Source organism: Cytobacillus solani (assembly GCF_001420595.1).
Taxonomy (GTDB): Bacteria; Bacillota; Bacilli; order Bacillales; family Cytobacillaceae; genus Cytobacillus; species Cytobacillus solani.
The window spans coordinates 2,751,993-2,773,259 of sequence record NZ_LJIX01000006.1; the positions used below are offsets into that span (position 1 = coordinate 2,751,993).

The window sequence follows — 21,267 nt, forward strand, 5'->3', positions numbered from 1 at the left end:
TCCTTTCAAAAATTTTGGACAATGACTCAATCACTCTTAAAACAAACAACTATCAATCAATGCCTTATTTGCCAATTTGTCTACCCAATCAATAGGGATCTGTTCATATCCGTACATGATGCCTGCAAGACCTCCAGCTACTGCGGCTACAGTGTCTGTATCTTCACCAAGATTCACAGCTTTCAACACACAATCTTTATAATTATTTGTTGTACAAACACACCAAAGAGCTGCTTCCAATGTATCTATGACATAGCCAGATGACTTGATCTCAGATACGGAGAACTCTGACAGCTTCCCCATTCTTTCAAACGGTTCTTTCCATGAACCGCTCGAAAGAATGGATTGAATCGCTTCTCCCTGTGATAATTGCTTTGCTATTTTCACATAAATGACACATGCTTCTTTCGATAAGTAGTGGGCATGGGTAAGGCTGGATACATTCATAATTTCACTCTCTTCACATTGAATAAAAGTGAGGGGTAATATTCGCATGAGCGAGCCATTCCCATTTGAAAAAATGTCAGTTTGACCACATTTTACTGGGTTTGAACCTAGTTGATATTGTTCAAGGGCAGCAGCGGTTGTATTTCCAATATCGAATCGCTCACAGTGGGCTGTATAGTCCGCTTTTGAATACCATCGAGCGAATTTATCCATCATATCGTCTAAATGAATGGTTGCACCATGTACTTTAAGGGAATCGCAAGTTGCTAAAAGCATAGAGGTATCATCTGACCATGTCCCGGCTATCTGATTCCAAGTCCCATACCCAACCATATCCGTACATTGAAACGACCCTCTTCTTTGAAATTCAAAAGGCACCCCCAATGCATCGCCTACTGCAAATCCATAAACAGCGTCTTTTAACATTCTCATCTCATCCCCTGCACCTTTATATTTCCTTAAATGTTCTGCCTATCAGCTCTACCGATTTTTCCAAACGTTCTTGATACGTTCCGCCAATGCTAACAAACTTAACCCCATTTTCCTTCAACAATTCCTTCAAGCGGTGATTATTATCTTCACGCACCTTTTTATCCCCATGTACTCTTAATCCATCATCGACCCATTTAACATCAGGCTCTAGATATAGGCATAGATCATATTTTTGAATCTGAGCGATTTCATCTAGGACCGTTTGATGTTTTTGATTGTACAGCTCAGAGTAAAATTGAGTAACTACTGCTTCGGTGTCAATAAAGACAATTTTATTTGCATTCCTAATCGCTTCATATTCTTTCAGTTTATGGCCGTACGCAATCATCGGGTAATCTTCCTCTAAAATAATCCCATCACAGCCCCCTAACATTTCGCAATATTCTCTTCCGTACTCTTTGACATAGGTTGTGTTATAGATAAGTGCTAGATTTCTAGTTAGAGTGGATTTCCCGCAGCTTTCCGTCCCTAAAATAACAACCTTTTTAATAAAATAGGGTTTGGCCACCTCAGGAATATAACCCCAATATGCAAACACTCCTTTTTCCCGAATCTTGGTTGCTGAAATGGGGACCTGCTCTCTATTTTCATCAATTAATATGTGTTTTGCTTCAGGATACAGTTCCTTAAAAGTAGGTGCGTATTCGATCTCAGAACTGAAAACAACATCGATTTTTCTCCCAATCGCTTCCCGAATTTTTAAGGATCCTTCCTTCCAATTATAATCATCATTGCCTTCCTGGTCCTCTACTTCCACGACCTTTACATTGTCCATTTCCTTTGTCAATTGAGAGAGCCAGCGCAGCCTAATGTGACATGGGATGGAGGATAGACTGCTTCCAGCACATAATTCCTGATCCCTTTTTTCACTGTGTGAAAGTACAACATATAACTCATCTACCATCGTGGAAGCTTTTATGATTGAATACACATGGCCTTGATGCAATGGCAGAAATTTACCTCCAAAGAATCCAACCTTTTTCATTTACATCCGTTCTCCCTTCTGTTTCTTATAAACTTTAGACCAGTTGTAATATCCGTATACACTGTTTATTAAAAACGCTGACCACATCACAAGCATGGATACATCGTTGCCACCTTGTACGATCAATGCCTTCAGCCAGAGTACAATCGATAACACGTTTACAGCGATCCAGAATAACCATTGTTGTGTGTATCGTTTTAACATGAGGATTTGAGCAATGACAGATAAGGTTGTGGTAGCAGAATCAATCCATACCACATTTCCTCCTAGTTGTTTCAAGAAGAGCGCATACAGTATAAAGATTGCCAGAAATGACACGATCGTTCCGATCCATCCTCTTTTCGTTAACACATTGATTTGAATATCTTCCCCTTTTATTTTGCGGTCAGTTGTATGCCGCTTCCATAAATAAATACCGACAAATTGGAGCGGGAAATAAAACAGAGCATTGAGCATCACCTCACCATAAAGACCATAACCGTAAGCGATGTAGGCATAGGTTCCTGTTTGGATAATGCCAAAATAATAGTTACTCACTTTCCCTTTCGCAACTAACACTACACACAACATGCCAGAAATGGAGGTGATCAGACCAAGAATCGTATCATCCCAAGCAAAAAACAAGTAAATATTGATTAGCGTAAAGGTTAAAAGCCATATCCTTTCAAAAACAGTCCAATCTTTCATGATCTTCATTTTCATCCCTCCAAATCAATCGTTAATTAACAATTTGTTAATTGTAATATCCAAAAAAATTAATATTTTGCATTGTATATGGAAACATATGGCTCATAATCATTAAAACGATACAGCTGTGCTTTATTTTTAGACCAGCGATTGGTCTTTTGCGGTTCTCCATCCTTTACGACTTTTTCGATAAAAGGTAAAGACGGTGCTTTACGGAAAAATTGGGCATCAAGTTTAAGCCAGGGCTCATCCATAACAGTTAACAAGACCCCTTGCAGTTCCGAAAGAACAAATTGTTTTGGTAAAAAATTTTTCGCAACTGTAGTTAAGGATAAATCCTTCTTAATGAACCATAAGGCTTCTTCAATAATATTTCTGTGATCGAAAGCCAAGTCCAGCTTAAACACTTCGTCCATAGTGAAAAGTTCTACCTCCGCTGCATCATCTGCCGCTCTCCTATTAACTAGCTTATTTTCTGGAACAATCGCATAGTGGGCATTTGATATAATCCATCCCCGTTTATCACGGCCAAATTGATCGTACACACCAAAATGCTTGATTTTTAACCCTGTGATTCCTGTTTCCTCACTTAATTCTCTACCTGCCGCATCATATGCGGTTTCTTCCGGTTTTATAAAACCGCCCGGCAATGCCCATTTTCCCCCTTCTATATTGAGGTCGCCTTCTTTTGTTTTCTCAGTTCTTTTAATCAACATAATTTTTAATGTTTTTTCAGGCGGCTTATATGGACCAACTTCGGTTGAAATAATTGTGAATACGGCAATATCACTCGTATATCCGTCAGGTGTTCGATAGTTGCTTACATCATAATTAGGGAAAATAGTATCACTCATCTGCTTCACACCTTTTATTTTTTAATTAACAATTCGTTAATTGTTATTAAAATAATAACATAACATTTATTTGCTGTCACTAGCTGAAATTACCTAATTTTAACGAATTCCCTTTAAAATTTTCCTAATAGAATGACGCCTATCGATTCAACTAATGATCTCTTTAAATATGGGGATACGCATGCTATAATTAAAAACTTAGGATAATTACGAATTTAGAACGGAGCCAGAGTAGCCTCCGCCTAGTGATAAAATCTGGAGGGGTAAGAAAAATGAATAAGCGATGGACAATCGATAAAATTAAAGAATTTGTTGAGAAGAATTCGGAAAGTAAGTTGCTAACGACAGAATATCTCGGCTTTTCTCAAAAGCTACTATTTAAATGTGCATGTGGCAGCAATTTCGAAAAAACATTTACGAAATTTAAAAATAATCATCAACGGAAATGTGATGTGTGCCAGCCGCCAAAAACATCAAGATAAACAAAGTGCCAATTTCTATTAATAGAAATTGGCACTTTGTTTATCGAAGTATAGAATGAATATTAAAACAAATAAGTTTGTTAGTATCATTAATTACTCATTGCTATAGATTATCGATACCAGTCTGCCTGCTCCATATTTACAAAAGGAATATCCGTTTCTACCATCCCCTCTATCCGCTTAAAAGGGAGGTCTTCTTTATTTAACCAGTTAGAAAAGTCAATTTTTGTTGGTTCTTGATTTCCACCTAGTGCAATCCAAGCTTCCAATTCTTGTGGAAAATAAGCAGAAGTATGAATTGTTCCTGCCCAGCTTCCATAAAGTTTGGAAAAAATCCCTCTATCAGTTTCGTTTAATAGCTGGAATGCCTCATATCCACTTAACGGATATCCTTGGTGATCTTCAATTATTTGCAATCTCTTTTTTGAATCATCAAGGACATGACGATTTTCTTCCGTCATGATTTTAAAATGATTCGTGCAAGAATTTCCCTGTCGCACCTCTACTCTTCTAGGCGAAGTCTCCACAATAAACGGTAGCTCCCCTCTTGAATCGTATAATACATAGCTAAAAGAACCACGATGTGGAATCTCTTTCAATAAATCAACCGCTTCTTCGGTATTTGCGCACAATTCGAGAATAAGCCTGCCGATCATGTGACAAACAAAGCCATCGCCCGGACGTTTCCTATTCATAAAGGTATAACCCATAATTAGACCTTTTTCATTCATCCCATCACATCTTCCTGTGATTTTCTGACTCAAGCCAATCGTCGCATATCCCTTATCTATTGGTTGGAAAATAACGCATCGGCCGTCGTACGTTTTGGGATGATAATCATAATTGCGAATCATATAATGGTCACCCACATAAATAGAACACCCAGAAGGATTAAAATTTACTCTGTACCCGCCAAATTCCTGCAATACCCTTTCCATTGGCCATCCCAAAGCATCCCGCAATCCTAGCAGCTCATCCCAAATCATGGGTGCCAGCCTCTGGAATACTCGTTCAGTTTCTTCAAGATTAATCTTAAAGAGCGGTTTTCTTACTTTCCATTGCCGCTCCCTATTCTTGATCAATAATGAATCTTTAAGCCCTTCTCCTTGAAAAAGACCAAAATCATAATGTGTGCCACGAAATGGTATGACATCTGCAAATACTTTTTTCATGATTAAATCCTCCATTTTCTACATTACATCTAGGATACGCGGATTGAGTATAAAAATAAAGAAAAGGGGAGTTAATCTGCATTCTTTCCTTTATCCTTCAAGTTCAAAACCATTAATAAAATACTCAATCGTTTCAAGCTCATCTTCATTTAAATCTCGTTTAATATGTGCCTGATAAGCACTCACAATCTCTTCTTTTCGCCCTGCAAATTGTTCAGTTAACCTTGCGATTCCCCTCAACAAATTAGCTTCTTGCTGATACTCTTGCTTAGATACTGGCTTCCAATGAGAGAGAATATAGGTTTCCGCATCAAATTGGTCGATCATATCTAATAGCTGTAGTGTACTTTTCACAGTGTGATTTCTTTTACTAGAATAAAGGTTAGCGTATATTGCATCTGCTAAAAACAATATTTTTTCTTCCTTTACATAAACAATGACAGAGTCTTGAGCATGATCTCCGCCAACATGCTGGAGCTGGCAAGTGACTCCTCCAAGATCGATCTCCATCTTCGTTTCGAAAGTTATCTCTGGAAGTGTGATTGTAATATTCCTTTCTCTTCCATACTCTTCTTTAATGGCATTTGCGCAAAATTCTATCTCCACACCAGACTGAACTCGCTCATCCAAGGCAGCATCAGTCCATTCAAACGTGACCAGCTTTTCAAGCTCAGCTTTTGTTCGTCTAGAAGAAACTGAAATCATGTCTAAACCGGATAATCCAAAAGTATGATCCCAATGCCAATGAGTAAGTACTACTATACTCGGGACCGGAATATTATTCTTTTCTAACTCACTAAGAAAATATTTCGCATGGTCTTCTGAATTGCCAGCATCGATCATTAATGACCGTTTATCCCCAATAACTACTCCCAAAATAGGTCGATCCGTCTTGGATACGGGTGTTTGATACCAAAACCGGTCACTGATTTTCTCAAATGTTTGCATGTTTATTCCACCTACTCACTTATATTCTTTGGCTAGCCATAATAAAACTTTATCCATATTAGAATACTAAACTATCAGTCACCCTGAAAGAAAAATATAGACCTGTATTTTCCACGACAAATAAAAAACAACCAAGAATTTCTTGGCTGTATTCCAGATGTTTCACTTTAAATTCTTTTTACCTGTATGATCATTTGGAGAATCACCAGTTCCATTCTTACTCTTACTATTCGGTGTACCAAATATTTGATTATCTTTAGTCACCTTAGCGCCCTCTAGAAAATTATCCTTTGTTTTCATTTTTCCCATCTCCTAATATGTTTTTAATTCTTCCTCGCTATGCTAACTTTTATATTATCTGTTTGGAAAATAGGAAATATACAATATTTTTCAAATGCTGTTGTTTGCTTTTTCAAGTACTTTAAGTATAATAAAAATATAGAACAGTCATATAATAAAAAATGACCGCCAGTGCTGGTTACACTGAACGGTCGATGCAATAGCCAGGTCCCTTAAGGGGATCAGCAGATTAAAAAAGTAATCCATCTCTCTTGCTGGGCGAGCTCAAGGGTGGATTACTTTTTCTGTGTTAAAGCGATGATCGATACAATCAAACTTGCAAACGCAATCATGATCATGATTGTCTGAAAAATCGACATAGGCAGCACCCCCTTTCACTAGGGAATGCTAACCACCCTTGAGTCTCCTATACTATTGCTATTATAATTATAGCACAACAAGAACGTTTGTTCTAATAGTTATTTGATTTGTCTGAAAAATGGATATATTTTCTTATATTTATATATGAAGGCCTTTAGTTTTACCTATAAAGGAAGAATATTAACTTTCTACTCCTTCACTTTCCCATCTAGCTATCTCTTCACGAACTAAAGGCGCCACTTCTTTCCCTAACAACTCAATGGCCCCCATGACTTCCTCATGCGGCATTGTTCCAACTGGTACATGAAGCATGAAACGAGTAATCCCTACATTCTTTCGTAAGTATATGATTTTTTCTGCTACGGTTTGCGGATCACCAACGTATAAGGCACCCTCTATGCTGCGGGCATCATCGAAACTAGAACGAGTATACGATCCCCAGCCACGCTCTCTCCCTAATGTATTCATTACATACTGAGTGGAAGGGAAAAATTTATTTGCTGCTGTTTCCGTATCTTCATCAATAAACCCGTGTGAATGAGAAGCAACAGTTAGCTTTGATAAATCATGTCCAGCATGGGCTGCTGCTCTTTTATATAGCTTTACAAGTGCGGCAAACTGGAGAGGACGGCCGCCAATTATAGCAAGTACGAGCGGAAGACCTAATATTCCAGCACGAACAACAGACTCTGAATTTCCGCCGCTTCCAATCCATACGGGAAGCGGGTCCTGAACCGGACGTGGATACACACCAAGATTTTGAATGGCTGGTCGATGTCCGCCTTTCCAATTCACCTTCTCAGACGCCACAATTTTTAACAACAATTCAAGCTTCTCTTCGAACAACTCGTCATAGTCATTTAAATCATAGCCAAACAATGGAAACGATTCGATAAAAGAGCCCCTTCCTGCCATGATTTCTGCACGACCATTTGAGATGGCATCAACGGTTGCAAAATCCTGAAATACTCGAACTGGATCAGCTGAAGATAGGACAGTTACTGCACTAGTAAGTCTGATCTTCTCTGTACGAGACGCAGCTGCAGCTAGGATGACAGCAGGTGATGATGCGGCATAATCGATGCGGTGATGTTCACCTACTCCAAACACATCCAAGCCAACCCTATCTGCTAGGACAATCTCTTCCACAACCTCACGAATACGCTGTGCGTGACTAATGACCTCACCTGTTTTAACATCTGGTGTTGTTTCGACAAATGTGCTTATTCCAATTTCCATTTGAATTCCTCCTTCTGAAACTATTTACTTTTTTATACCAAAGGTTAGCATACTTAACTGATTAATCTAGTATAATTTATACGTAAATAAAGTACTTACTTAATAGTGTTGTTTTAATTTATTTTTAGCAAGAAAAAAGCATTTATAACAACATTCATCCATTACTATAAACTTAGGGTTTAATATTTAGAGAATTTATATTGGAAAGGAGTAATACTATGAATTTTAATATGAAAGACGCAATTGAGGTTTTGGAAAGAACCCCACAAACATTAACGTATTTTTTAACTGGTTTATCAGATGGATGGCTGCATTGTAATGAGGGCGAAGAAACGTGGAATGCTATTGAAGTCGTTGAACATCTCATTGAGGGAGAGAAAAATAATTGGATACAAAGATTAGAATTGATCATTTCTGATGATAGTCATAAAACCTTTCCCCCATATGATCGGTTTGCACATTTAAATAATAATACCGAAGTTGCGTTAGAACAACAGCTGCAGGAATTTAACACTTTAAGATCACAAAATATTTCGAAACTAAAAAGTTTGATAGACCCTGAAAAGCGCCTTGAATTATCGGGTACACACCCCGTATTTGGTTCAGTGAAGTTAAGAGAAGTGATTTCCACTTGGGTTGCTCATGATTTAACCCATATCGCACAAATCGTACGAGTCATGGCAAAAAGGTACACAAAAGATGTTGGTCCTTGGATAGAATATTTAAGTATATTAAAAAAAAGAGAGCCGAAATGAAAAAGATCAATCCCCTTGATTGTTTATCTGGAGAGATTGATCTTTTTTGCCGGAATCGGGGCCAGTTAGATGATTTTTATGATTTCATGAATTAGCATAGCTTTCAATTATTCCTCTTCATACGCCTTCATTAATGCGTTCATATCAATTTTTTTCTCCGTTTGAAGGAGTGCTTTCATCACTTTTTCTGTTTTTTCAGGACTGGGATCACTTAACAATTGATTCAGATTAGAAGGAACGATTTGCCAAGAGACACCGTATTTATCTTTCAGCCAGCCGCATACTTGTGCTTTTTCGTTTCCATCTTCAGAGAGGTTGTTCCAATAATAGTCAATTTCTTCCTGGGTTTCACAGTTAACAATAAAAGAAATTGCTTCATTGAATTTGAATTGTGGTCCTCCATTTAATGCGACAAAGGTTTGTCCCTCTAATTCAAATTCTACAGTCATAGCGGTGCCTTCAGTTATTCCATCTATATTATGTCTTTCTTTCCCATAACGGATGATTCTCTCTATTTTGGAATGATTAAAAATAGTCGTGTAAAATTCCGCCGCTTCTTCAGCCTGTGTATCAAACCATAGGTTCGCAGAGATTTTCTGGATTTTATTTTCCAAAAGTATGCCCTCCATTTTAAAAACTTAAATAATCATCATTATCAATAAATAGAACCCCTTATTAAGTTCCGCAAAAAGTTCGGTATGGGCGATCAGACGGTAAAGGCTGTGTACAATATTCTGCTTGTTTTTCTGTGTGCGCATATGGTTTTGATAGAACTTCAACAAGACGTTCCATGACACTATAATCTCCCTCATCTACTGCGGCATCCAATGCTTCCTCCACCCGGTGATTACGAGGAATCACTGCTGGATTAGAGTCCCGCATCAATTGTTTAGAGGCTTCTATTGATTCCTGCTGCCTTTGCAGTCTTGCCTTCCACAACTCTACCCATTGACTAAATTCATCCTTGCCAAATAAAACTAAATCCTCATGCCTATCAAATGTTAAGGAACGGAATGTATTAGTAAAGTCTGCTTGATATATCTCCATCATTTTAAGAAGGTCTTTAACTAGGTCTTCATCTTGCTCTTCCGTATTAAAGATTCCTAGTTTTGCTCTCATTCCTGCTAGCCAGTTTGCTTGATATAATTCAGTAAATTGTCCTATCGCATCCTGCGCCATTTCAAGAGCCTTTTCCTCATTTTCATGCAAAAGCGGTAAAAGGGTTTCAGCTAATCGTGCGAGATTCCATGAAGCGATATACGGCTGGTTGCCATAAGCATAGCGCCCTCTTGTATCGATTGAACTGAATACCGTTGCAGGATTATACGTATCCATGAAAGCACATGGGCCATAATCAATCGTTTCCCCGCAAATGCTCATATTATCAGTGTTCATCACCCCATGAATAAAACCTACTAGCTGCCACTTGGCAACCAGCTTTGCCTGACGGTTGATCACTTCCTTTAGAAGGGAAAGGTAACGTTTATCACTTGAATCAATTTCCGAAAAATGGCGATCAATTGTATAATCTGCAAGAATCTTAAGATTTTCCTCTGTGCTCAATTTTGAAGCGTATTGAAAAGTTCCAACCCGAATATGGCTGGCTGCCACTCTCGTTAGAATAGCACCCGGTAAATAGGTTTCACGAATAATGGACTCACCTGTTGTTACCACTGCCAAACTGCGGGTAGTTGGGATTCCAAGCCCGTACATAGCCTCACTAATAATGTATTCTCTAAGCATAGGTGCAAGTGCAGCACGGCCATCCCCTCCTCGGGAATATGGTGTTCTGCCTGAACCCTTGAGCTGAATATCGTACCGTTCACCATTAGGAGTAATCTGCTCTCCTATAAGGATAGCTCGCCCATCCCCTAACATGGTAAAATGACCAAATTGATGACCCGCATATGCTTGTGCAAGTGGTGAGGCACTTTTAGGAAACTGATTTCCGGCAAACACAGAAACGTTTTCTTCTGATTGTAGTTCCTGTAAATCGAGCCCTAATGATGCAGCTAATGAACCATTAAGAATGACGAGCTTTGGTTCATGAACAGGATTTGGACTCATGCTAGAGTAAAATGAATTCGGCAGCCCAGCATAACTATTATCAAAATTCCAGCCAGCTTCATTTAATTTATATTGTTCTTCCATTGGAATGAACTCACATCCTCTTTCAATTTTCATTTCCATTTATTATACCCTTCTATGTAAAAGATGACCCCTTTCTATAATATAAAAAAAGGACTTCAACTGACTGAAGCCCCATACCCATTTCTTCATCTATATTTGAATAGAATCTTCTGTTAAAATTTTCGTTAATAATTTCTCAAATTTGTTTGGACTGATTATTTCGTGGGTAATGAATTCTCCGTTATAAAATAACCCAAACGTTGTCCAAATGGTTGGTGAGTTTTGTGCTTCTTCTTTAGATGTAATCTGGAAAGATTTAAAAGTTACATTTTTATTCTCCGCTATTTTTCTTAACTCTTCTATGATACCAACTGCAAATGGGCATTGCGCAGTGTAATAAATGGCTATCCCTTTATCATCTGATACTGTCTTTAATTGTTTGCTAAATGATGGGATCACACCTTGGTCATTCCATTTTAATGCCATTAATTGAAAATATGGTTCTCCTCGGTCAACTGTCTCAAACCCCATATGTTCTAAGAACGTTTTATCACTTAAATACGGGTATTTTTTCTGGCCAACGATATGTACAATCCCATCCATTCCACGATTCATTGCATCTTCTTTGCATTCACTTAACAATTGCTTTGCATACCCATTATTTTTATACCTGCCCGAAACCCACAAACAGTTAATATACATGTAATTTTGTGCTTGTATAGGAACCCATGCCATTTCAGCTGGCAAATATTCAATAAATACTTTTGCACGTTCATCTAGTCGACTAAATACTAGCCCCTCATCCATTCGTTCTCTTAGCCACTTTTTCTTTTCTTTTACTGCATGTTCATATTGTTTTGCCCCTAAGGCACAGCAGATGTGTTCGGTTTCAATTGTACTTTTCGTTATTTGAATGATTCCCATTTCCTCACCTCCAAATTCGAATAAAGATTCATAAGTTTACATTGCTTTCTTCAAACATTTTTCTGATTGCTGTTGCTACTTCACTTCGTTTAAAGAACGATCATGTAATTGGAATGGCTGCTTACACCAACTCATAACCAACCCCGCACCACATCTAGGACATTTCTTGGGTTCATTAGAACCTTACTCCTTGAAGTTAATGTTTTATTACAATTATAACGTGAACAAATTATTTTTTATATATTGAATGTTAAAGTAACCTGCTTGATTAATAAAAAATAAAAAGACCTTCATGATCGTTAGAAAACATGAAGATCTCTGCATACTAAAATTCAATTGAACGAAAATCATATGGGTCTATTTTCTTCAACATAGCAAGCTCATGATTAGTTGGAGAAGCCGTATATTTGATCTCATCATATATCAGATCAAAACCAGTATTGTCCCTTACTTCTTCTAGACTTGATGTCGGATGGATGCTTTCAAGATGCAGTTTTCCTTTGCGATATTCAAAAATACAAAGAGGAGTGACGATTTTCCACAAATTCCCTCTTGTTGTTGTAAAGTCAACCTTCTCTACAAACGTCCTTTTGTCATGCTTGACTCTCCAAATGATTGCTTTTTTGGCAGTGGGAATAAGAACTGCACTGCCTGCCCCGCCAGGGAGTCTAACTTTAGGTTTATGATAATCACCAATAACCGATGCATTCACATTCCCATTCAAATCGAATTGGATTCCTCCAAGAAATGCAACATCTAGCTTTCCACGCATAGAAAGGTCAAATACTTCTTCTAAAGGAAAATATGCCTCAGCTGTACCCAATAAATCAGCACCTGCAGATGAATAGGATGCATGTTTGATTGAACTTGGATTTACACCGCCAGGAATGTTTAAATGTACTAAATCTGGTGCATGCATCGATTTAGCTAACTTCATAGCAACCATTGGCAAATGAGAGGAGACTCCGTGAAAGACGGTTTCATTGTCTTGAAGCATATTGGAAATACAGCATGTCATGATGTCACTAACCCTATATCCTTCAGTCCTCATAGTCGTCTTCCCATCCTCTCTCCTAAGTAATCTTTTGTTTCATACGCTTTCAAGTAGGCCCTAATCTCATCCTTACTACTCATTTTTATAAATGCTGCAACCGATTTATCATCGACTTCATACTTTTTGTAACATGAGGCAGGAGCTGCTCCATTCGGAACATGAACAATAGAGTGAACCAAAAATCCTGGAATATCTATTCGTTCTGCATTTAATTTGATCCTGCTCACTGGAACGATTTGTTCAGTTGTAATAATGACTTTATTTGCAGCTCGGCTTAAGAGTATATCTTCAAATTTAGGTCCATAAATGATTGCATTCCCATTTTCATCGCACTCTTGTACATGAATAATCGCAACATCAGGGACAATTGATTTTACAAGGGTAATTGGTTCTCCACTAAACGGATCCTCTACAACTACAAAATAATCATTCTTAACTAATAGATCACCAGCATTTAGCCCCTTCACAGGCATAAAGGGCACATTCATCGAAGCTCCTCTGAGGGCGCAAATGACCGTATAGCAAGCATGTTCGTTTCCTTTAATTTTTCCTGATTGTACCCCTTGGCGATAATGGTTAGCTAATCCATATTTCGTCTCATAGCTGACAAATCCTGCATCTACTGATTCCACGCAATCCATGGCACATAATAAATCGATATCCTGAGCTCCCGCCGTTTTCACTAGCTTTAGAGATTTTTTATTTTGCCGAGCTATTTCTCGAACGGCTGCCATTGGTGCACGATGAAGAACATTTCCTCCGAATGAAATTGTATCCCCATCATTAATGAGGTTCACCGCATCCTTTAAGCTTTTAACCTTTTTCATATTGGCCACCTCCATCTTTCAGGTGTCATTTTAGTAGTCTATTTTTAATTTTTAAAAAGCAATGTATTACTTTACCGCATTACAAGCGATATGAACTGCATCCCATACACCCGCAAATGGAGGCGCATACACTAAATCAGTCATACCTAATTCATCAGCAGTCATTTGATTATGAATAGCAACAGCAAATATATCGATTCGGAGGACTGCTCCCTTATTTCCTATTGCTTGAGCACCAAGTATCCTTCTTGATCTCTTTTCGCAGATTAGCTTAATCCATATCGGGGTTTGATTTGGGTAATAGCTTGGATGGTCAGCACTTTTCACAAAAACAGTTGTGTAGTCTATTGCTAATTTCTTGGCTTCTTCTTCTGATAGACCCGTTCGTCCCATTTCTAAGTCACATACTTTGATCGCTGCACTGCCAAGTGTCCCAACATATTTATTATGCTGTCCTGCTATATTTGAACCAGCGATTCGTCCACACTTATTGGCATTAGTTCCAAGAGGAATATGTGTATTTTCCTCCATTACTTTATGATAGACCTGTGCACAATCCCCAGCAGAATACACATCTCGAATATTCGTTCTCATCTCTCTATCAATAATGACTGCACCGTTTTCGCTTATAGCAATGCCAGAACCTTCTAAAAACTTTGTTGCTGGCTTAACACCTATAGATAGGAGGACTAGATCAGCTTGATAGGTACCCTTATCTGTTTGTACAGCCTCAACTTGTTCCGAACCAATAAAGGCTTCAACCTTTTCTTCGAGATTTAACTCAACCCCATGTTTAACTAACTCTTCTTCGGCAAGATCAGTCAATTCCTTATCAAACGTTTTCAATATCCTGTCTGAAAGCTCGATCACTCTGACTCTTTTCCCCTGTCTAATCATCGCTTCAACCACTTCAATTCCGATATATCCGCCGCCGACAATTACTACATCTTGAATCCCGGGCTGCTCTGTAATTTCCTTTAAGCGAATGCCATCTTCTAAGGTTTTCAACCCGTATATATTCTTCATACCGACACCTGGAAATGGCGGTATTATAGGGACTGTTCCAGTAGCAATCATCAGTTTGTCATAGGTATCAATAAAAAGCTTGTTCTTGACAAGATCCTTTATCATCACCTGATTCTTTTCAGGTACAACCTTAACAACCTCGTGCTTAAGAAAAATCTCCATACCCATTTCCTCAAATTGTTCCTTTGTTCTGGCAATCATTTTTGTATAATCATCGTTTTCTCCCGATACATAGTAAGGGAGTCCACATGCACCATAAGACAAAAATTTGCCTTTTTCATAAACAACAATTTGCGCGTCTTTATTTAATCTTTTAAGTTTAGAGGCAGCAGACATACCGGCTGCTACCCCTCCAATGACTAATAACTTCATATGTTCGCATCTCCTACGGTCAATTTGCACTCTCTACGTTTCCAAAATGATCGATTTTTACATCTCTTGGGTCCGTGTAGGCGAATACGTCAGGATCACTAACAGCTAGGACCTTGGTTTATTATTCATTTTTACTATCTATATTACTCATAGTAATAGCCGGTTTCTCATCAATGAGTCCCACAACAAGAGCATCAATAGGCGTTTCTTTAATTAAGGCATGTTGAGCAGCTTGTCCTCTAGCAACTAAAACGAGTTCTCCTTCTCCTGCTCCAAGTTCATCCGCTGCAACAAAGCAGTCATCCTTACTGCCAAAGCAAGGCTGAATAACTAAAAGCTTGAATCCTTGCAAGCTATCATATTTTCTTGTAGAAACCACCCTGCTAATTACCTCGCCGATAATCATCCTTGTGAACCTCCATTAATCAGCTATTATTTTTAGCCACTCATTTCCTTTTAAATCAAAAGCATTCGCATCATCCGTATCAATATGCATGTCCAATGCATAACGATCGTTCACTCTGATTGTTACCTGCCCCATCACACCGCCTTTTGCTCCTTCAATAAGGACAGACACCCTTTGCTTGTCCTTTACTGCAAATTCATCCGCATCTTTTGGAGTCATATGAATGTGCCGGTCAGCAATAATACATCCCTCTTGAATGGAGATGGAACCTTTTGGACCAATCAATGTAATACTTGCAGAGCCTGCAATATTCCCAGAATTTCTTACAGGCGGGGCTACGCCTATTTTTCTTGCATCTGTACGTGATATTTCTACTTGGGTATGTTTTCTTAAAGGGCCAAGCACACGAACATTCTCGATTGTTCCTTTTGGGCCTTTTAAAGTTACTTTTTCATTGCATGCAAATTGGCCAGGCTGGGATATTTCTTTATATTTTGTTAGTTCATGTCCTTTGCCAAATAATAACTCAACATGCTCTTGTTGAAGATGAAGATGTCTTGCCGAAATGCTTACCGGCACATGAGTTCTTCTCTCCCTTTCGATCAGTCGATGACTTTCAAGCTCTCTTACTACTAATCTAGTAATGTTTTCGATCAGTTCAGATTGATTCGTGTTATTCAAAGTTCATCACCAGCTTACTTTAAAAACGGAAGTAATTTTTCAACATCTGCATGTGGTCTTGGAATAACATGAACCGCTACCAGTTCACCTACTCTTTGTGCCGCCTCTGCACCAACTTCAGTTGCAGCTTTAACTGCTCCAACTTCACCTTGAACGATTACAGACACTAATCCAGAACCAATTTTTTCACTGCCGACAATCTCAACATTTGCTGCTTTAAGCATGGCATCCGCTGCTTCAATTGCTGCTGTTAATCCTTTTGTTTCAATGATTCCTAAAGATTTGCTCATTTTAAATCCTCCTAATGTTTGTTTTTTGTTTTCTTTCTACTAGTAATTTATTTTAAACTTGGTAGCAATTTAGAGACATCCCCATGTGGTCTTGGAATAACATGAACTGCAACAAGTTCTCCAACTCTTCCAGCTGCTTCAGCTCCAACCTCTGTTGCAGCTTTTACCGCACCAACATCACCTTGAATAATAACAGAAACTAGCCCTGAACCAATTTTTTCACTGCCAACAATTTCAACATTTGCTGCCTTAAGCATGGCATCTGCTGCCTCAATCGCTGCTGTTAAACCTCTTGTTTCAATAATTCCTAAAGATCCATTCATGATAATATCCTCCAAATCAAATTTTTATTATTTTTTAGCTGTCTTTTTTTTACCTTTTGAATTTTCTGTTTTCACAGATTCTAATTCAGTGTCCTCCACTACCATATTTGGTTGTGAAGAAACAATGTATTTCATAATTTCTGAATGAGGATTGGAAATGACAAGCGCCATTTTCAAAGGGTTATTTGCTTTATGTTCTGCTGCTTGCTTAGCTGCTTGAACAGCTACATCCACATCAGAAAAACTTCCGCCAACAATCAAAGTAACAAGTCTACCACCTAAGTAATTTTCACTTGCAAGCAATTCTACATCTGAAGACTTACACATCTGATCCAACAATTCCATTGCGACGGTAAAATACTGTGTTTCAACTACCCCTAATGCTTCGTAATTTTTCATTCTTTCTCACCCTTTTCTTCGGGATCAAGCAGTCTTTCAAGACCCGGGTAAGGTCTCGCTATTACCTTCATTGCTATTACTTCACCATGTCGATGAGCTATTTCTGCCCCAAGTTCTAAAGCTTCCTTAACAGAGGCAAGATCTCCCTTGATAATGATCGTAATCATTCCTGAGCCGGTACGCTTCATATCATGAAGTTCAACAAAAGCCGATTTAACCATAGCATCTATACAAGCTGTAGCTGTTACAAAGCCAATGACTTCGATTAGACCGAAAGATCGATACATTCCCCTACACCTCTTTACTTGCGTTTTACTTTTCCAATTGTAAGTAACTTCGCTATTTCTTCCATTGAAGAAGGGATTAGATGAGTAAGAATATCTCCTTCACCGATATATTTCCTTGCCTCGTATTCTGCGACCTCAAGAGCTACTTTTACATCGGAGATTTCCCCGCTAAATTTCACCTGTACGACAACAGGAATGGCAGCTTGGTCACCGTTTTTGGGATTATTTACATCAATTCCTTCAATCGTTACATTTGCTGCTTTACAGGCTTTATCCATTGAAGCAAGTGCGATACTATAGCCTTGAACCTCTAAAAAACCAACTGCTTTTGACAATATGCTCACCTACCCTATGATTCGGAATCCACCTTCTGCTAGTACACATCTTCTTTGTCTTGTAAATGTCTTTGCGGATGTTATTCCTTCACCCGTAGGACCCGCAATTGTCATGGTTGTATGTCCCTCTCCTCCGAATCCTACACCCGCCAAGGAAGAAGCATTCTTGACAAATATGGTCGTTTCGATTGCTCTAGCAAACTTAGTTAAATGATCCACATTTTTTGAATGCATAATAGCTGTGTGTCTATTTCCATGTTCCGCTAGAAGTGCCATTTCTATAGCTTCATCAAGATTCCCGACTCTAACGATAGGGAAGACTGGCATCATTTGTTCTAGCTGGACAAACGGATGATCAAAATCCACTTCACAAATTAATAGCTTAATATCTTCTTCGTGAGCTATTCCTAATTGTCGAAGAAAAGAAACTGCATCCTTGCCAACCCAATCTTTCGAAACATGGTATTCACGTTTATTATCAAGTGAACATCCACCCGCTTCTTGATGAACATTTTCTTCAAGTGCAAAACTCATTAATTTTGATAGCTGCTGCTGATCAAGCATGTATGCGCCTTCATTTAACATATGGAAAATTAAATCATCTGCTACGGAGTCAATAACAAATAATTCTTTTTCCGCGATACATAAAAGGTTATTATCAAATGATGCACCTTCGATAATACTCTTGGCAGCTTGTTTTAGGTCAGCAGTTTCATCCACAATGACTGGCGGATTTCCAGCTCCTGCACCAATTGCCTTCTTCCCTGACTTTAATAAAGTCTTGACCATTCCAGGTCCGCCAGTGCCGACTAGCAATTTAACTTTTGGACTTTCTATGATTCTATTGAGAGTTTCTAATGTTGGGTCTTTAACCATCGATACTAGATTCTCTGGACCACCAGTATCTTTTATTGCTTGATTAATAAGGTTCACAACAAACGCACAGGATACTTTAGAAGACGGATGAACGTTTAAAACAACTGCATTGCCGGCTGCTAATAAACTAATCGAATTATTAATGATTGTTTCAGTTGGATTCGTTACTGGTGTTACTGCACCCACTAATCCAAATGGAGCCTGTTCTATAATTGTTAAGCCCTCATCTCCTGAAAAAGCAGCTGTAGTTATATCTTCTGTGCCTGGCGTCTTGCGGGCAACAAGTTCATGCTTCGCAATCTTATCTTCGTAACGGCCTAGCTTCGTTTCTTCAAAAACCATTTGAGCTAGTTTTTCCTTATTTTCAATAACAGCTTCCCTAATGGCAGTGATTATTTTTTCTCTATCTTTTAGTTGGAACTGTTTAACATAGTTCAATTGCGCTATGTAACCTGCTTCGATTGCATCCTCTATACGATCAAAAACACCATTAGCACCTGATTCATGAACCTGATGTGGTAGTTCTGCCGGATTTATTTGTTGCGATAATGGCAGAACTCTCTTCATCTGTATTGGTTTCGGTGTATTTGTATTGTCATTGGAATGAAGTACTTGATGTCCTGAATTCTGTTCGGATACAGATTCTATATTTTGCAGAACAGATTGGATAATTTTCTGAATATCCTGCTCCGACATATTTACTCCCATTGTTCCTCCTCCTTATACTATTTCATATAATTATTTAGGATTTCTTCAGTTACCTTTCGTACAATACTCTCTATTACTGCATCTTTATTGTTTACCGGCTCAGATTTTTGCGTTTCGATTTCACATTGTGGGACCCCGCCAGTTTTAATACCCATTGATTCTCGAATGTTGATTAAATCTGAGATTTGCGAACAACTTAATTCATTCGCTTTATTGATAATATTATTAGAATACATAAGCATTAGTGCGTAGTGCTCAAGAGATTCCATGCGGTAATAAGCTTGAATTAAATCCGCACCCCATGTAAGTGCCCCATGATTGGCTAATAGCACTGCATTATAATCCTTGCAATATGGTGCAATTGAATCAGGGACTTCTTGTGTACCCGGAGTTGCATACGGAGCAACTGGCACAGTTCCTAGAAGAACAACAGCTTCTGGTGATACCGGTTTATCAAGGTTTATCCCAGCAATTGCAAACGATGTCGCTACTGGCGGATGGGCATGGACAACTGCATTCACTTCTGGATTTTCATTGTATACTCTTAAGTGCATTTTCACTTCTGAAGAGGGCTTCATCTTTCCAGAAATAACCTTCCCTGAAAGGTCCATCTTCACCATCATATCTGGCGTCATGAACCCTTTGCTAACCCCTGTAGGAGTAGTCCAAATTGTATTTGGACCTACCTTAACAGATATATTCCCATCATTAGCAGCTACAAAATTCTTATTATATATTCTTCTACCAATCTCACAGATTAGCTTTTTCGCTTCAAAATCTGAATAGTATTTTTGTTTATCTATCATACGTTACAACTCCTTAATCTTACATACGGTCTATTTCATCATTCACCTAATCCGTTTAGGTACGTTTAAGAGCTCTTGAAACAGTCATATTTATGTTCTTTTACTACTTATAATTTTCTTACTAATTTGTGGTTTTGTCAAATATTATTTTGGTTTTATAGTTATTTCTTGTTGTATTTTATTGTAGTTACACAAGAAACCAAATCACACGTGTAATAAATACTTTTTTTTATGGGTATTTAGCTGAAATTAATCCATTATTTTCTTGGAGTGAACTTATTAAATACCACATAATATGGTATAATTTTTTTACAAACTAATAAAATTAAGGAGAAAATCATGCTTCCAATCGCACGAAAGAAAAAGATAAAAGAAATCATTCTAGAAAAAAAGAGCGTGACTGTTGCTGATCTTACAAGTCAATTTAATGTGACGGAAGAGACGATTCGAAGGGACTTGAAACAACTTGAGGAAGAAGGCGTATTAAACCGTACTTATGGCGGAGCATACATATCTGAAGGCGTTCAAAACGATGTCAATGTTAATTTAAGAGAACATATCCATGTAGAAGGGAAAAAGAAAATTGCAGCAGAGTGTATTTCCTCTATTAAAAATGGAGATTCGATTTTCTTGGACGCCTCCACAACTTCTTTGGTCATTGCTAGTATGCTCGAAGACAAAAAATTAACAGTTGTGACGAATTCTCTTAAAGTGATCAACTCTCTTGTTGAAAAACCGAATATTAATATTGTTGTCATCGGAGGTACTTTATCTCCCACTTCACTGTCTAATACAGGAAGAAGCTCAGAATACACGTTAAATCATTACTTCTTTGATACAGCCTTCATTTCATGCCGTTCTGTTAGCATGCAGCACGGCATAACAGATTCGAACGAGCAACAAGCAGGGATCCGAAAACTAGCTGCCGAACACGCCAACAACGTTTATCTTATTGCTGATTACACGAAATTTGATAAAACATCCTTTGCAAGAATATGTGACTTTGACAAAATTAATCATGTTGTAGTAGACAAAACACTTTCTACAGAATGGAAGCAATTTTTAAAAGAACAAAATGTCACCCTTCATGAATGTGAATAAA

The 21,267-nt window shown here is 38.2% G+C and carries 27 protein-coding genes; 3 read left to right on the forward strand and 24 right to left on the reverse strand.

Translation table 11 applies throughout. The features are described from left to right. Positions 1-36: 36 nt before the first annotated feature. From AN957_RS15585 to AN957_RS15600, 4 genes are read right to left on the reverse strand one after another with little or no spacing between them, the layout of a single operon-like run. Complete coding sequence (locus AN957_RS15585) at positions 37-879, reverse strand: ADP-ribosylglycohydrolase family protein (RefSeq protein ID WP_053476375.1); 843 nt, start codon at positions 877-879, stop codon at positions 37-39. A 16-nt stretch (positions 880-895) separates the two neighbouring features. Next, a complete protein-coding gene (nadR, locus tag AN957_RS15590) occupies positions 896-1,924 on the reverse strand; it encodes a multifunctional transcriptional regulator/nicotinamide-nucleotide adenylyltransferase/ribosylnicotinamide kinase NadR (protein WP_053476376.1) in 1,029 nt (342 codons plus the stop codon). Continuing rightward, positions 1,925-2,620 (reverse strand): nicotinamide riboside transporter PnuC, encoded by a 696-nt coding sequence (pnuC, locus tag AN957_RS15595; RefSeq protein ID WP_053476377.1) that lies wholly within the window; start codon positions 2,618-2,620, stop codon positions 1,925-1,927. 59 nt (positions 2,621-2,679) lie between these two features. Continuing rightward, on the reverse strand, positions 2,680-3,465 hold the full coding sequence (locus tag AN957_RS15600) for an NUDIX domain-containing protein (RefSeq protein WP_053476378.1): 786 nt from the start codon (positions 3,463-3,465) through the stop codon (positions 2,680-2,682). A 272-nt stretch (positions 3,466-3,737) separates the two neighbouring features. Here AN957_RS15600 and AN957_RS15605 point away from each other — a divergent pair, with 272 nt between their 5' ends. Beyond that, positions 3,738-3,947 carry a hypothetical protein gene (locus AN957_RS15605; protein WP_053476379.1) on the forward strand — a complete coding sequence of 70 codons (210 nt, stop codon included), beginning with the start codon at positions 3,738-3,740 and terminating at the stop codon, positions 3,945-3,947. 110 nt (positions 3,948-4,057) lie between these two features. Here AN957_RS15605 and AN957_RS15610 read toward each other — a convergent pair whose 3' ends face one another. The 5 genes from AN957_RS15610 to AN957_RS15620 form a co-directional block, all read right to left on the reverse strand. Next, on the reverse strand, positions 4,058-5,119 hold the full coding sequence (locus tag AN957_RS15610; protein ID WP_056684992.1) for a C45 family autoproteolytic acyltransferase/hydrolase: 1,062 nt from the start codon (positions 5,117-5,119) through the stop codon (positions 4,058-4,060). 90 nt (positions 5,120-5,209) lie between these two features. Continuing rightward, positions 5,210-6,067: an MBL fold metallo-hydrolase gene (locus AN957_RS15615; protein ID WP_056684995.1), complete on the reverse strand. Its 858-nt coding sequence runs from the start codon at positions 6,065-6,067 to the stop codon at positions 5,210-5,212. A gap of 162 nt (positions 6,068-6,229) precedes the next feature. Next, positions 6,230-6,367 (reverse strand): hypothetical protein, encoded by a 138-nt coding sequence (locus AN957_RS28110; protein ID WP_172797645.1) that lies wholly within the window; start codon positions 6,365-6,367, stop codon positions 6,230-6,232. 275 nt (positions 6,368-6,642) lie between these two features. Further along, positions 6,643-6,726, reverse strand: a complete 84-nt coding sequence (locus AN957_RS29200; RefSeq protein ID WP_350494552.1) for a putative holin-like toxin — start codon at positions 6,724-6,726, stop codon at positions 6,643-6,645. A gap of 181 nt (positions 6,727-6,907) precedes the next feature. Then, positions 6,908-7,966: an LLM class flavin-dependent oxidoreductase gene (locus AN957_RS15620; RefSeq protein WP_056684998.1), complete on the reverse strand. Its 1,059-nt coding sequence runs from the start codon at positions 7,964-7,966 to the stop codon at positions 6,908-6,910. A gap of 218 nt (positions 7,967-8,184) precedes the next feature. Here AN957_RS15620 and AN957_RS15625 point away from each other — a divergent pair, with 218 nt between their 5' ends. After that, complete coding sequence (locus AN957_RS15625) at positions 8,185-8,721, forward strand: DinB family protein (RefSeq protein ID WP_056685002.1); 537 nt, start codon at positions 8,185-8,187, stop codon at positions 8,719-8,721. 107 nt (positions 8,722-8,828) lie between these two features. On the opposite strand, the gene AN957_RS15630 is transcribed toward AN957_RS15625, so the two are convergent. The 15 genes from AN957_RS15630 to AN957_RS15700 form a co-directional block, all read right to left on the reverse strand. Next, the gene (locus AN957_RS15630; RefSeq protein WP_156319125.1) at positions 8,829-9,335 is read right to left on the reverse strand and encodes a VOC family protein; all 507 of its coding nucleotides are present in this window, start codon (positions 9,333-9,335) and stop codon (positions 8,829-8,831) included. A 61-nt stretch (positions 9,336-9,396) separates the two neighbouring features. After that, positions 9,397-10,905, reverse strand: a complete 1,509-nt coding sequence (locus tag AN957_RS15635; RefSeq protein WP_425388944.1) for a protein adenylyltransferase SelO — start codon at positions 10,903-10,905, stop codon at positions 9,397-9,399. A gap of 96 nt (positions 10,906-11,001) precedes the next feature. Further along, positions 11,002-11,775, reverse strand: a complete 774-nt coding sequence (locus AN957_RS15640; protein WP_053476385.1) for a GNAT family N-acetyltransferase — start codon at positions 11,773-11,775, stop codon at positions 11,002-11,004. Positions 11,776-12,100: 325 nt separating this feature from the next. Then, on the reverse strand, positions 12,101-12,826 hold the full coding sequence (locus tag AN957_RS15645) for a CoA-transferase subunit beta (protein ID WP_053476386.1): 726 nt from the start codon (positions 12,824-12,826) through the stop codon (positions 12,101-12,103). Further along, positions 12,823-13,656 (reverse strand): CoA transferase subunit A, encoded by an 834-nt coding sequence (locus AN957_RS15650; protein WP_053476387.1) that lies wholly within the window; start codon positions 13,654-13,656, stop codon positions 12,823-12,825. Before AN957_RS15650 ends, AN957_RS15645 begins: the two co-directional genes overlap by 4 nt. A gap of 66 nt (positions 13,657-13,722) precedes the next feature. Then, a complete protein-coding gene (locus AN957_RS15655; RefSeq protein ID WP_053476388.1) occupies positions 13,723-15,054 on the reverse strand; it encodes a CoA-disulfide reductase in 1,332 nt (443 codons plus the stop codon). A 121-nt stretch (positions 15,055-15,175) separates the two neighbouring features. Beyond that, entirely contained in the window at positions 15,176-15,460 is a 285-nt protein-coding gene (locus tag AN957_RS15660; protein WP_053476389.1) for a EutN/CcmL family microcompartment protein, read from the reverse strand. A 15-nt stretch (positions 15,461-15,475) separates the two neighbouring features. Then, positions 15,476-16,141, reverse strand: coding sequence for a phosphate propanoyltransferase (pduL, locus tag AN957_RS15665; protein ID WP_082446605.1), 666 nt, complete (start codon positions 16,139-16,141; stop codon positions 15,476-15,478). Positions 16,142-16,155: 14 nt separating this feature from the next. Then, a complete protein-coding gene (locus AN957_RS15670; protein ID WP_053476390.1) occupies positions 16,156-16,431 on the reverse strand; it encodes a BMC domain-containing protein in 276 nt (91 codons plus the stop codon). Positions 16,432-16,478: 47 nt separating this feature from the next. Next, positions 16,479-16,754 (reverse strand): BMC domain-containing protein, encoded by a 276-nt coding sequence (locus AN957_RS15675; RefSeq protein ID WP_053476391.1) that lies wholly within the window; start codon positions 16,752-16,754, stop codon positions 16,479-16,481. Between the two features lie 27 nt (positions 16,755-16,781). Continuing rightward, on the reverse strand, positions 16,782-17,153 hold the full coding sequence (locus AN957_RS15680; RefSeq protein WP_075209162.1) for a BMC domain-containing protein: 372 nt from the start codon (positions 17,151-17,153) through the stop codon (positions 16,782-16,784). Next, positions 17,150-17,440 (reverse strand): BMC domain-containing protein, encoded by a 291-nt coding sequence (locus tag AN957_RS15685; RefSeq protein ID WP_053476392.1) that lies wholly within the window; start codon positions 17,438-17,440, stop codon positions 17,150-17,152. Before AN957_RS15685 ends, AN957_RS15680 begins: the two co-directional genes overlap by 4 nt. Positions 17,441-17,454: 14 nt before the next feature. Continuing rightward, the gene (locus tag AN957_RS15690; protein ID WP_053476393.1) at positions 17,455-17,775 is read right to left on the reverse strand and encodes a BMC domain-containing protein; all 321 of its coding nucleotides are present in this window, start codon (positions 17,773-17,775) and stop codon (positions 17,455-17,457) included. Positions 17,776-17,784: 9 nt separating this feature from the next. After that, on the reverse strand, positions 17,785-19,359 hold the full coding sequence (locus AN957_RS15695) for an aldehyde dehydrogenase family protein (RefSeq protein WP_056685005.1): 1,575 nt from the start codon (positions 19,357-19,359) through the stop codon (positions 17,785-17,787). A 17-nt stretch (positions 19,360-19,376) separates the two neighbouring features. Then, on the reverse strand, positions 19,377-20,165 hold the full coding sequence (locus AN957_RS15700) for a class II aldolase/adducin family protein (protein ID WP_056685008.1): 789 nt from the start codon (positions 20,163-20,165) through the stop codon (positions 19,377-19,379). A gap of 339 nt (positions 20,166-20,504) precedes the next feature. Here AN957_RS15700 and AN957_RS15705 point away from each other — a divergent pair, with 339 nt between their 5' ends. After that, positions 20,505-21,266, forward strand: a complete 762-nt coding sequence (locus tag AN957_RS15705) for a DeoR/GlpR family DNA-binding transcription regulator (RefSeq protein WP_053476396.1) — start codon at positions 20,505-20,507, stop codon at positions 21,264-21,266. Position 21,267: the final 1 nt, after the last annotated feature.